Below are 12,470 nucleotides of genomic sequence, written 5' to 3' on the forward strand. Positions count from 1 at the left end.
GCGGAACATGCCTCATGTGGCGGCCAGGACGGCCAGCCGGGATCGGGATACTGGTCGTTACCAGAGCCACCGACCCGAGCAAACCCTTCTCTATCAGATCGTTGACGAGTATTACCCGGCATTCGCTGCGCTTATGGCAGAGCAGGGAAAGGAATTGCCGGGCTATGTGCAACGGGAATTTGAAGAATTTCTCCAATGCGGGCGGCTGGAGCATGGCTTTCTACGGGTTCGCTGCGAGTCTTGCCACGCCGAGCACCTGGTCGCTTTCAGCTGTAAGCGTCGCGGTTTCTGCCCGAGCTGTGGGGCGCGGCGGATGGCCGAAAGTGCCGCCTTGCTGGTTGATGAAGTACTGCCTGAACAACCCATGCGTCAGTGGGTGTTGAGCTTCCCGTTTCAGCTGCGTTTCCTGTTTGCCAGCCGGCCCGAGATCATGGGGTGGGTGCTGGGCATCGTTTACCGCGTCATTGCCACGCACCTGGTCAAGAAAGCGGGCCATACCCACCAAGTGGCCAAGACGGGCGCGGTCACCCTGATCCAGCGTTTTGGATCGGCGCTCAATCTGAATGTTCACTTCCACATGCTGTTTCTCGACGGTGTGTATGTCGAGCAATCCCACGGCTCAGCGCGTTTCCGCTGGGTCAAGGCGCCGACCAGCCCAGAGCTCACCCAGCTGACGCACACCATCGCCCACCGGGTGGGTCGCTATCTGGAACGGCAAGGCCTGCTGGAACGGGATGTCGAAAACAGCTATCTGGCCTCGGATGCGGTGGATGACGACCCGATGACACCCCTGCTGGGGCACTCGATCACTTACCGTATCGCTGTCGGTTCACAGGCGGGGCGAAAGGTGTTCACTTTGCAAACTCTGCCGACCAGTGGTGATCCGTTCGGTGACGGGATTGGCAAGGTAGCCGGGTCCAGCCTGCACGCCGGCGTGGCGGCCAGGGCCGATGAACGCAAGAAGCTCGAACGGCTGTGCCGGTACATCAGCCGCCCGGCGGTATCCGAGAAGCGGCTGTCGTTAACACGAGGCGGCAACGTGCGCTACCAGCTCAAGACGCCGTACCGGGACGGCACCACGCACGTCATTTTCGAACCATTGGATTTCATTGCAAGGCTGGCCGCCCTGGTACCGAAGCCCAGAGTCAACCTAACCCGCTTCCACGGGGTGTTCGCACCCAACAGTCGGCACCGGGCGTTGGTCACGCCGGCAAAACGGGGCAGGGGCAACAAGGTCAGGGTGGCTGATGAACCGGCAACACCAGCACAACGGCGAGCGTCGATGACATGGGCGCAACGGCTCAAGCGTGTTTTCAATATCGACATCGAGACCTGCAGCGGCTGCGGCGGCGCCATGAAAGTCATCGCCTGCATTGAAGACCCTATAGTGATCAAGCAGATCCTTGATCACCTGAAGCACAAAGCCGAAACCAGCGGGACCAGGGCGTTACCCGAAAGCCGGGCGCCACCGGCTGAGCTGCTCCTGGGTCTGTTTGACTGACGAGCCTGAAGGCCAACGATACCAATCAAAATGCTGCGTTCACAGCGCCGCGGCAGGGATCCGCCGTGCTGGTTGTCGGAAAAGGAGCCGCTAGTGGGAAAGAGGAGGGTAAATTTTCAGCGTTGCTGGCTCCCCGTCAGCCGGATTGGGTTGCATCGCAGGGGTGTCGAAAGAGTCAACTGCGGTCCAAAGCTGTTGGACTTGGGTGAAAAGGGCGTTTATTCTTCCTATACGTGCCGCGTTCCAGGCGGCGACTATGAGGGCTATGTCGATGCCCATGTGCGCCGGCTGGAGGCGCTACGCCGGGCCGGTATCGTCGAGCGGATCGACGCCGACCAATGGCGCATCCCCGATGATCTGGTCAGCCGTGCCGCCGCCCATGACGCCGGCCGAGACAGTCAGGCCAGCGTTCGCGTCCTTTCCCCGGTCGATCTGAACAAACAGATCGGATCGGACGGCGCGACCTGGCTGGACCGGCGGCTGATCCACGGCGAGACGGCCGACCTTGCGCCAACCGGCTTCGGGCAACAAGTCCGCGAAGCCATGGACCAGCGCCGCGAGCACCATATCGAACAGGGCGACGCCACCCGCAGCCGGGACAGCCGCGTCTTCTACCGGCGCAACCTTCTCGCCATCCTGCGGGAGCGCGAGGTAGCCGGCGTCGGATCGGATATGGCTTTGAGTAAGGGCCTGCCGTTCCGCGCCGCCACGGACGGCGAGAGCGTCAGCGGCAAGTTTACCGGAACCGTGCATCTATCGAGCGGCAAGTTCGCCGTGGTCGAGAAATCCCATGAGTTCACCCTTGTCCCGTGGCGGCCGATCATCGACCGCCAACTCGGCCGCGAGGTTATGGGCATCGTGCAGGGCGGGTCGGTGTCGTGGCAGTTAGGGCGGCAGAGGGGGCTGGAACGCTGAGTGCGCCCATGCCGCATTGCGAAGCAAAAGATAATCGGATAAAATGTAGCAATTCATATTCGTAAGCGTGGAGTAATCAGATGGGAAATTCCAAGTCAGCAGACAAGTAAGCCGCAACAACCAGTATTGTTGTTGCGGCGCTCTGTAAGGCTAGTCTCATCTGATTGCTGACGAGCAGACGTCGCCCGGTATTCCTTAATCGAGGGTTGATTCGTCATGACCACCACACGCCCCGCGTGGGCCTATACGCTGCCGGCAGCACTGCTGCTGATGGCTCCTTTCGACATCCTCGCTTCACTGGCGATGGATATTTATCTCCCTGTCGTTCCAGCGATGCCCGGCATCCTGAACACGACGCCCGCTATGATCCAACTCACGTTGAGCCTCTATATGGTGATGCTCGGCGTGGGCCAGGTGATTTTTGGTCCGCTCTCAGACAGAATCGGGCGACGGCCAATTCTACTTGCGGGCGCAACGGCTTTCGTCATTGCGTCTCTGGGAGCAGCTTGGTCTTCAACTGCACCGGCCTTTGTCGCTTTCCGTCTACTTCAAGCAGTGGGCGCGTCGGCCATGCTGGTGGCGACGTTCGCGACGGTTCGCGACGTTTATGCCAACCGTCCTGAGGGTGTCGTCATCTACGGCCTTTTCAGTTCGATGCTGGCGTTCGTGCCTGCGCTCGGCCCTATCGCCGGAGTATTGATCGGCGAGTTCTTGGGATGGCAGGCGATATTCATTACTTTGGCTATACTGGCGATGCTCGCACTCCTAAATGCGGGTTTCAGGTGGCACGAAACCCGCCCTCTGGATCAAGTCAAGACGCGCCGATCTGTCTTGCCGATCTTCGCGAGTCCGGCTTTTTGGGTTTACACTGTCGGCTTTAGCGCCGGTATGGGCACCTACTTCGTCTTCTTCTCGACGGCTCCCCGTGTGCTCATAGGCCAAGCGGAATATTCCGAGATCGGATTCAGCTTTGCCTTCGCCACTGTCGCGCTTGTAATGATCGTGACAACCCGTTTCGCGAAGTCCTTTGTCGCCAGATGGGGCATCGCAGGATGCGTGGCGCGTGGGATGGCGTTGCTTGTTTGCGGAGCGGTCCTGTTGGGGATCGGCGAACTTTACGGCTCGCCGTCATTCCTCACCTTCATCCTACCGATGTGGGTTGTCGCGGTCGGTATTGTCTTCACGGTGTCCGTTACCGCGAACGGCGCTTTGGCAGAGTTCGACGACATCGCGGGATCAGCGGTCGCGTTCTACTTCTGCGTTCAAAGCCTGATAGTCAGCATTGTCGGGACATTGGCGGTGGCACTTTTAAACGGTGACACAGCGTGGCCCGTGATCTGTTACGCCACGGCGATGGCGGTACTGGTTTCGTTGGGGCTGGTGCTCCTTCGGCTCCGTGGGGCTGCCACCGAGAAGTCGCCAGTCGTCTAACCGACGACTGGTAGCAGGCCCGCTCCGATGCGGCGCACTAACCATCGAAACCTCGTGAATGTCGGTATCCTGTCTGGCAGGATACCGCTCATTTCCCTTGTTCAGTTCATCGCCGTCGCCGAGCATCTGAATTTTCGGCATGCGGCCAAGGCACTTGGTATCAGCCAGTCGAGCGTCAGCGCGCGTGTGAAAGCGCTGGAGGATAACCTTGGTGTCCTGCTATTTGAGCGCCATGCGCGGGGCGTTCGGCTAACAGACGCAGGCAGGCACTTCATGGAGCGTGTCACGGCGGGTGTCGATCAACTCGATCACGCAGTGAAGACCGCGGAGTGACGGGCACTGGCTGGCAATGTCTAGCAACGGCAGGCATTTCGGCTGAGGGTAAAAGAACTTTCCGCTAAGCGATAGACTGTATGTAAACACAGTATTGCAAGGATGCGGAACATGCCTCATGTGGCGGCCAGGACGGCCAGCCGGGATCGGGATACTGGTCGTTACCAGAGCCACCGACCCGAGCAAACCCTTCTCTATCAGATCGTTGACGAGTATTACCCGGCATTCGCTGCGCTTATGGCAGAGCAGGGAAAGGAATTGCCGGGCTATGTGCAACGGGAATTTGAAGAATTTCTCCAATGCGGGCGGCTGGAGCATGGCTTTCTACGGGTTCGCTGCGAGTCTTGCCACGCCGAGCACCTGGTCGCTTTCAGCTGTAAGCGTCGCGGTTTCTGCCCGAGCTGTGGGGCGCGGCGGATGGCCGAAAGTGCCGCCTTGCTGGTTGATGAAGTACTGCCTGAACAACCCATGCGTCAGTGGGTGTTGAGCTTCCCGTTTCAGCTGCGTTTCCTGTTTGCCAGCCGGCCCGAGATCATGGGGTGGGTGCTGGGCATCGTTTACCGCGTCATTGCCACGCACCTGGTCAAGAAAGCGGGCCATACCCACCAAGTGGCCAAGACGGGCGCGGTCACCCTGATCCAGCGTTTTGGATCGGCGCTCAATCTGAATGTTCACTTCCACATGCTGTTTCTCGACGGTGTGTATGTCGAGCAATCCCACGGCTCAGCGCGTTTCCGCTGGGTCAAGGCGCCGACCAGCCCAGAGCTCACCCAGCTGACGCACACCATCGCCCACCGGGTGGGTCGCTATCTGGAACGGCAAGGCCTGCTGGAACGGGATGTCGAAAACAGCTATCTGGCCTCGGATGCGGTGGATGACGACCCGATGACACCCCTGCTGGGGCACTCGATCACTTACCGTATCGCTGTCGGTTCACAGGCGGGGCGAAAGGTGTTCACTTTGCAAACTCTGCCGACCAGTGGTGATCCGTTCGGTGACGGGATTGGCAAGGTAGCCGGGTCCAGCCTGCACGCCGGCGTGGCGGCCAGGGCCGATGAACGCAAGAAGCTCGAACGGCTGTGCCGGTACATCAGCCGCCCGGCGGTATCCGAGAAGCGGCTGTCGTTAACACGAGGCGGCAACGTGCGCTACCAGCTCAAGACGCCGTACCGGGACGGCACCACGCACGTCATTTTCGAACCATTGGATTTCATTGCAAGGCTGGCCGCCCTGGTACCGAAGCCCAGAGTCAACCTAACCCGCTTCCACGGGGTGTTCGCACCCAACAGTCGGCACCGGGCGTTGGTCACGCCGGCAAAACGGGGCAGGGGCAACAAGGTCAGGGTGGCTGATGAACCGGCAACACCAGCACAACGGCGAGCGTCGATGACATGGGCGCAACGGCTCAAGCGTGTTTTCAATATCGACATCGAGACCTGCAGCGGCTGCGGCGGCGCCATGAAAGTCATCGCCTGCATTGAAGACCCTATAGTGATCAAGCAGATCCTTGATCACCTGAAGCACAAAGCCGAAACCAGCGGGACCAGGGCGTTACCCGAAAGCCGGGCGCCACCGGCTGAGCTGCTCCTGGGTCTGTTTGACTGACGAGCCTGAAGGCCAACGATACCAATCAAAATGCTGCGTTCACAGCGCCGCGGCAGGGATCCGCCGTGCTGGTTGTCGGAAAAGGAGCCGCTAGTGGGAAAGAGGAGGGTAAATTTTCAGCGTTGCTGGCTCCCCGTCAGCCGGATTGGGTTGCATCGCAGGGGTGTCGAAAGAGTCAACTGCGGTCCAAAGCTGTTGGACTTGGGTGAAAAGGGCGTTTATTCTTCCTATACGTTGTCGGCAGCGGGCCAAAAAGGAATACGTCCATGCCCATCGAGGTGAAACCGGCTGTGAGCGCGGGTTCAAGCATATAGCCCGACAGGCGCGTATCCTTGCCGATCACGACACGATGGCGGTGGTCACCGCGACGAAAGACACGGCCAGCCGCCATGCCGACGCGCAAGGCGGTTTCCGCCGTCATCGCGCCTTCGTTGGCTTTGCCACGAATACCGTCTGTGCCGAAATATTTGCGCACCATAAGGTCGATTATCCTGTCGTCGGGTCGCCCTCAAAGGGGACATGCCTGCTGAACCGCGAATATAGAGAAATATCCCGAATGTGCAGTTAACGAATTCTTGCGGTTTCTTTCAGCGCCGCCAATACCGCCAGCCCGTCGCGCAAGGGGCGCGGCTCGTGTGTGCGGATGAAGTCAGCTCCACCTGCGGCGGCGGCAAGCTCTGCAGCGAGTGTCGCGGCCCCGACATCCCCCGGACCACGGCCTGTGAGCGCGCGCAGAAAGGATTTGCGCGAAACAGACAGAAGCACCGGCAAATCGAAGCGCAGCCGCAATTCATCGAACCGCGCCAGCACCGAGAGCGAGGTTTCGGGAGCAGCCCCCAGAAAAAACCCCATGCCGGGATCAAGGACAAGGCGGTTGCGTTTGATACCGGCACCCGTCAGCGCCGCGATGCGCGCGTCAAAGAACGCCGCAATGTGATCCATGATGTCGCCAGCGGGTGCCTCGCGCCGATCTGCCTGCCCGTCTTGCACCGAATGCATAACGACGAGTTTGGCAGATGATTTCGCCAATTGCGGATAGAACGCAGCGTCTGGAAAACCGCGAATATCATTGAGATAGGCCACACCACGCGACAAGGCATAGGCTTGCGTCGCGGGTTGATAACTGTCGAGCGAGACGGGAATGCCATCTGCCTTGAGCGCGTCCAGCACCGGCGCGATACGCGCGATTTCTGTGTCGGACGAAACAGGCGCGGCGTCGGGATTGCTGGATGCCGGACCGAGGTCGATCACATCTGCCCCCTCGGCCATCAGCTTACGCGCCTGCGCAATGGCTGCGTCTGGCGCCAGATACCGGCCTCCATCGGAGAAACTGTCCGAGGTTATGTTGACGATGCCGAAAATGATGAGCGATTTATTCATGGGGGCTTCTATAATAATAATAATCGAGCATGAGTCTCATACGGATGCTCGGGTCGAAAGGGAATCCCCAGGCGAGTAACCTGTTTGCGGTGATCCATTAGCTGCAGGAGCAGAAGAGCATACATCTGGAAGCAAAGCCAGGAAAGCGGCCTATGGAGCTGTGCGGCAGCGCTCAGTAGGCAATTTTTCAAAATATTGTTAAGCCTTTTCTGAGCATGGTATTTTTCATGGTATTACCAATTAGCAGGAAAATAAGCCATTGAATATAAAAGATAAAAATGTCTTGTTTACAATAGAGTGGGAGTAGGGCGCCTCTGGACGCCCTCGTTCAGAACGCCCAGGTCAGCAGCAGCGCCGCGCGGCCGTCGGCCAGGCGCGAGTCGCCCACGGACTCCGCCAGCAGCTCGCTGTAGCCGGCGGTGTCGGTGTACTGCAGCCTGGCGTTGATCGGCCCGAAGTCGCGATCGAGCGACACCAGCCAGTCGCTGTAGCTGTCGCCGGCGGCGTCGTCCAGGTCGTAATGGCCGGCCTGCGCGCCCAGGGCGAAGCCGCTGTCACCGAGCGGGAACGCGGCGCCTGCGTAGTAGTACCAGCCCCTGCCGCCGAGGTTGAAGATGTCCGGCGAGTACGCCACGCCGACGCGGTAGTTCTCCGCGAAGCCCAGCGTCGCCTCGATCTCGGTGTAGTCGATGTCGTAGTCGGCGCCGTTGTGGCCGGGGTAGGCCACGCGCGACAGGAACACGTCGAGATCGGCGCCGCCGCCGAGTTCGCCGGCCCAGCCGATGTAGGCGTTGACCTCATGGTCGATGCCGTCGTCGCTGTCGCCGAAGTCGACGTTGGAGGCGAACGCGCCCGCGTAGAAGCCGCTCTGGTGCTCGACATAGCCCTCAAGCTGCAGCGCCGGGTCTTCCATGGTCTGGGAGACGCCCCGCCAGACATAGTCGCTGGCCGCGACCACCTCGCCGCCGAACGACCAGGCGCCCTCGGCGGCGCTTTCAGCCTCCTGCGCCTGGGCGGGCAGGGTGCAGGCGAGGGCGGCCGCGAGCGCGGCGCACAGCGGGAACTTGCGCATTTCTTCCATCTCCGGGGCCTGTTCGCGGGCAAGGCGCGGGAAGATACCGCATTGCGAGCCTGATGCGGGTCAATCCCGTTGACACCGTCCGGACGCGCTACGAACAATGCTCTGCTTCCACACCGTTCCGGAGAACCGCCGTGTCCCTGCGCCTCGCACCGCTCGCCTGTGCACTGATCCTTGCCGCCTGCGGTGGCAGCCAGACCGGCGATGCCGGCGGCAACGCGCCGGCGGGTGCCGAGGAAAAGGTGCTCAACGTCTACAACTGGTCGGACTATGTCGCCGACGACACCATCGCCAACTTCGAGGCGGCCACCGGCATCAAGGTCAATTACGACGTCTACGCCGACAATGAAACGCTGGAGACCAAGCTCACCGCCGGCGGCTCCGGCTACGACGTGGTGTTCCCGTCCGCGCGCCCCTTCGCACAGCGCCAGATCCGCGCCGGCCTGTACGCGGAGCTGGACAAGTCGAAGCTGCCCAACCTGCAGCACCTGGACACCGCGATCATGGACGGCCTGTCCGATATCGATCCGGGCAACGCCCACGCGGTGCCCTATATGTGGGGCACCACCGGCCTGGGCGTGAACGTGGACAAGGTCCGGGCCGCCCTGGGCGACGGCGCGCCGCTGGACTCCTGGAGCCTGTTGTTCGACCCCGCCAACGCGGCGAAGCTGGCGTCCTGCGGCATCCACGTCCTCGACGACGACCAGGAGACCTTCGGCGCGGCGCTGCTGTGGCTGGGCCGCGACCCGAACGCGGGCGCCGCCGACGAGATCGACGCGGTCAGGCAGGTCTATGCCGCGATCCGGCCGCACATCCGCACCTTCAACAATGCCGAATACAAGGACGCCCTGGCCAACGGCGACGCCTGCCTTGTGATGGGCTATTCGGGTGACATCGGCCAGGCCCGCGACGTCGCGGCCGAGGCCGCGGAAGCGACCGGAAAGCCCGTCCCCGACATCCGCTACGTGATCCCGAAGGAGGGCGCGATCCGCTGGACCGACCTGGTCGCGATCCCCACCGATGCGCGCCACCCGGGCAACGCCCACGCCTTCGTCAACTACCTGATGGAGCCCGAGGTGATTGCCGCGATCACCGACCACGTTGCCTACGCCAACGCCAACCAGGCGGCCACGGCGCTGATCGACCCGGAGATTGCCGGCGACACGGGCGTGTATCCGCCGGACGACGTGCGCGCCAAGCTGGTCGACCCGACGTCGCTTCCGGAAGACGTGCAGCGCCAGCGCGTGCGCGCCTGGACCGGCATCAAGAGCGGCCGCTAGGCGATGCCGGTCCCCGTGCGGAGCCTGGCGTCCGAACCCTGGCGTGACCCGGCGGCACAGCCCTTCGTGCGCATCGAGGGGGTCACGCGGACCTTCGGCAAGGTCTATGCCTGCGACGACGTCACCCTGGACATCTACCGCGGCGAGTTCTTCGCGCTGCTGGGCGGCTCCGGCTCCGGCAAGAGCACCCTGCTGCGGATCCTGGCCGGTCTGGAGGCACCCGACCAGGGGCGCATCCTGATCGACGGCGTGGACGTGACCGACCTGCCGCCCTACCAGCGGCCGGTCAACATGATGTTCCAGAGCTACGCGCTGTTCCCGCACATGAGCGTGGCGCAGAACATCGCCTTCGGCCTGCGCCAGGACCGGCTACCCGCTAGCGAGATCCGCGAGCGCGTGCAGGCGATGCTGGAGCTGGTGCGCATGCCGCAGCTGGCCAACCGCAAGCCGCACCAGCTGTCGGGCGGCCAGCGCCAACGCGTCGCGCTCGCCCGCGCGCTGGCCAAGCAGCCCAAGCTGCTGCTCCTGGACGAACCGCTGGGCGCGCTCGACCGGCGCCTGCGCGAGCACACCCAGTTCGAACTGGTGAACATCCAGGAGCGCGTCGGCACCACCTTCATCATGGTCACCCACGACCAGGAGGAGGCGATGACGATGTCGTCGCGCATCGCGGTGATGGACACCGGACGCATCGTCCAGGTGTCCACGCCGGCGGTGCTGTACGAGTATCCGGCCACGCGCTTCGTGGCCGAGTTCATCGGCGGCATCAACATCTTCGAGGGCCGCGTGCTGGGCAGCGACGAGGCCACGGGCCAGGTGCGGGTCCAGTGCGATGCGCTCGACGCCGAACTGCTTGCGCGCCACAGCGACCCGCTGCCCGAAGGCACCGCGGTCAGCGTGGCCGTGCGCCCGGAGAAGATCGACGTGCACGAGGCGCCGCCGCCGCGCGGCAGCGTGGCCACCGAGAACGTGGTGGTCGGCAAGGTCCGCGACATCGCCTACCTGGGCGATGTCTCGATCTACCAGGTCGAGACGGAGGCCGGCGCCATCGTGCGCGTGCAGGAGACGCACGTCGCCCGCAGCTCCGAGCCGCACTACGACTGGGACGACACCCTGTGGCTCAGCTGGGAAGCGGCCAGCTCAGTGGTGCTGACGGCATGAACCAGGTCCGCAACGCGGGGCTGTGGGACTTCTGGTTCGACGTGGTGCGCAACCTGTTCGGCTGGTTCCGCGCGGTCGGCCACGAATTCCGCACCCGCCGCGGCCGCTTCCTGGTCACCGCGCTGCCGATGCTGTGGCTGGGGCTCTTCTTCCTGGTGCCGTTCCTGATCGTGCTCAAGATCAGCTTCGCGCAGGCGGTGTTCGGGCAGGCACCGCCGTACACGGCCCTGGTCGAGACCGCGGCCGACGGCGCGGCCTCGTTGCGCCTGCACGTCTCCAACTACGCGATGCTGCTGTCCGACCCGCTGTACGTGTCGGCCTATCTCAAATCGCTGCTGTTCGCGTCGGTGTCCACCGTGTTCTGCCTGCTGCTGGGCTATCCGATCGCCTATGGCATCGCACGCGCCACGCCGGCGAAGCGCCTGCTGCTGCTGGTGCTGGTGATCCTGCCGTTCTGGACCAGCTCGCTGCTGCGCACCTATGCGCTGATCGGCATCCTGAAGGCCAATGGACTGCTGGCCCAGGCGCTGATGGCGGTCGGGCTGGCCGGCCCGGACTTCGCGCTGCTGCACACCGACATCGCGGTCTACATCGGCATCGTCTACAACTACCTGCCGTTCATGATCCTGCCGCTGACCGCCACGCTGATGCGGCTGGACTTCACCCTGCTGGAAGCCGCCGAGGACCTCGGCGCCAAGCCATGGCACGCGTTCCTGCGAGTGACGCTGCCGCTGTCGATGCCGGGCATCATCGCCGGCTCGCTGCTGGTGTTCATCCCCGCGGTCGGCGAGTTCGTGATCCCCGACATCCTCGGCGGCCCCGACGCGCTGACCATCGGCCGGGTGCTGTGGATCGAGTTCTTCACCAACCGCGACTGGCCGCTGGCGGCCGCGGTGACCATCGCCATGCTGGTGATGATCGTGCTGCCGACGCTGCTGTTCGAATACTTCGAGAACCGGCGCAGCGAACGCGAGGCGGAGGCATGAAGCGCAATCCCTTCCTGCTCTACACCGCCATGGTGCTGGGCTATGCCTTCCTGTACATCCCGATCCTCTCGGTGGTGGCGTACTCGTTCAATGCCTCGCGCGTGGCGACGGTGTGGGGCGGCTTCTCGACCCGCTGGTACAGCGCGCTGCTGGCCAACGACCAGCTGCTGGATGCGGTGCAGCGCAGCTTCCTGATCGCCGGGATCACCGCGACCGCCGCCGTGTTCCTGGGCACCGCCTGCGGCCTGGCGCTGTCGCGCTTCGGCCGTTTCCCGGGGCGCGGCCTGCTGAGCCTGATGAACTCGGCGCCGATGGTCATGCCCGACGTGATGATGGGGCTGTCGTCGCTGCTGCTGTTCGTGACCCTGCAGCAGGCCTTCGGCTGGCCCGACCGCGGCATGGTCACGATCACGCTGGCGCACATCACGCTCACCGCCTGCTACGTCACCGTGGTGGTGCGCTCGCGCATGGCGGGCATGGACGACAGCCTGGAAGAGGCGGCCATGGACCTGGGCGCGAGGCCCTGGCGGGTGTTCTTCGTGATCACCCTGCCGCTGATCGCACCGGCGCTGCTGGCAGGCTGGCTGCTTGCCTTCACGCTGTCGCTGGACGACCTGGTGATCGCAAGCTTCACCTCCGGCCCTGGTGCAAGCACCATGCCGATGGTGATCTATTCCAAGGTCAAGCTCGGCGTGACACCGGAGATCAACGCGCTGGCCACGATCATCGTGGTGCTGGTCGCGGCGGGCGTGAGCGTCGCAGGGGTGTTGATGCATCGCAGGCAGGGCGCGGGCTGATCC

12 protein-coding genes are annotated in these 12,470 nt (G+C 63.0%); 9 read left to right on the forward strand and 3 right to left on the reverse strand.

From position 1 onward, the window contains the following. Nucleotides 1-7 precede the first annotated feature (7 nt). From WCD84_RS02410 to WCD84_RS02430, 5 genes are all read left to right on the forward strand, one after another. Nucleotides 8-1,501, forward strand: a complete 1,494-nt coding sequence (locus WCD84_RS02410) for an IS91-like element ISCR2 family transposase (protein ID WP_001120888.1) — start codon at nt 8-10, stop codon at nt 1,499-1,501. Nucleotides 1,502-1,531: 30 nt separating this feature from the next. Next, a complete protein-coding gene (locus tag WCD84_RS02415) occupies nt 1,532-2,416 on the forward strand; it encodes a DUF3363 domain-containing protein (RefSeq protein WP_001447541.1) in 885 nt (294 codons plus the stop codon). Between the two features lie 216 nt (nt 2,417-2,632). Then, the gene (gene floR, locus WCD84_RS02420; RefSeq protein WP_000214122.1) at nt 2,633-3,847 is read left to right on the forward strand and encodes a chloramphenicol/florfenicol efflux MFS transporter FloR; all 1,215 of its coding nucleotides are present in this window, start codon (nt 2,633-2,635) and stop codon (nt 3,845-3,847) included. 54 nt (nt 3,848-3,901) lie between these two features. Then, entirely contained in the window at nt 3,902-4,180 is a 279-nt protein-coding gene (locus tag WCD84_RS02425) for a LysR family transcriptional regulator (protein WP_001100557.1), read from the forward strand. Nucleotides 4,181-4,291: 111 nt separating this feature from the next. Further along, entirely contained in the window at nt 4,292-5,785 is a 1,494-nt protein-coding gene (locus WCD84_RS02430) for an IS91-like element ISCR2 family transposase (RefSeq protein WP_001120888.1), read from the forward strand. A 175-nt stretch (nt 5,786-5,960) separates the two neighbouring features. Here the strand turns inward: WCD84_RS02430 and WCD84_RS02435 are convergent, their stop codons facing one another. From WCD84_RS02435 to WCD84_RS02445, 3 genes are all read right to left on the reverse strand, one after another. After that, a complete protein-coding gene (locus WCD84_RS02435; RefSeq protein ID WP_000251875.1) occupies nt 5,961-6,263 on the reverse strand; it encodes a phosphoglucosamine mutase in 303 nt (100 codons plus the stop codon). An 86-nt stretch (nt 6,264-6,349) separates the two neighbouring features. Further along, complete coding sequence (gene sul2, locus WCD84_RS02440) at nt 6,350-7,165, reverse strand: sulfonamide-resistant dihydropteroate synthase Sul2 (RefSeq protein WP_001043260.1); 816 nt, start codon at nt 7,163-7,165, stop codon at nt 6,350-6,352. A 328-nt stretch (nt 7,166-7,493) separates the two neighbouring features. Next, nucleotides 7,494-8,237: a TorF family putative porin gene (locus WCD84_RS02445; protein WP_343280300.1), complete on the reverse strand. Its 744-nt coding sequence runs from the start codon at nt 8,235-8,237 to the stop codon at nt 7,494-7,496. A 140-nt stretch (nt 8,238-8,377) separates the two neighbouring features. Between WCD84_RS02445 and WCD84_RS02450 the strand changes: the two genes are divergently transcribed. The 4 genes from WCD84_RS02450 to WCD84_RS02465 all read left to right on the forward strand — a co-directional run bounded on the left by WCD84_RS02450 (nt 8,378) and on the right by WCD84_RS02465 (nt 12,467). After that, nucleotides 8,378-9,523, forward strand: coding sequence for a polyamine ABC transporter substrate-binding protein (locus WCD84_RS02450; RefSeq protein ID WP_343280301.1), 1,146 nt, complete (start codon nt 8,378-8,380; stop codon nt 9,521-9,523). A 3-nt stretch (nt 9,524-9,526) separates the two neighbouring features. After that, complete coding sequence (locus WCD84_RS02455; protein WP_343280302.1) at nt 9,527-10,684, forward strand: ABC transporter ATP-binding protein; 1,158 nt, start codon at nt 9,527-9,529, stop codon at nt 10,682-10,684. A 128-nt stretch (nt 10,685-10,812) separates the two neighbouring features. Continuing rightward, nucleotides 10,813-11,670: an ABC transporter permease subunit gene (locus WCD84_RS02460; RefSeq protein WP_343280397.1), complete on the forward strand. Its 858-nt coding sequence runs from the start codon at nt 10,813-10,815 to the stop codon at nt 11,668-11,670. Beyond that, nucleotides 11,667-12,467, forward strand: a complete 801-nt coding sequence (locus tag WCD84_RS02465; RefSeq protein ID WP_343280303.1) for an ABC transporter permease subunit — start codon at nt 11,667-11,669, stop codon at nt 12,465-12,467. Before WCD84_RS02460 ends, WCD84_RS02465 begins: the two co-directional genes overlap by 4 nt. The last annotated feature ends 3 nt before the right edge of the window (nt 12,468-12,470 follow it).

Source organism: Luteimonas changyuni (assembly GCF_039548395.1).
Lineage (GTDB): Bacteria > Pseudomonadota > Gammaproteobacteria > Xanthomonadales > Xanthomonadaceae > Luteimonas.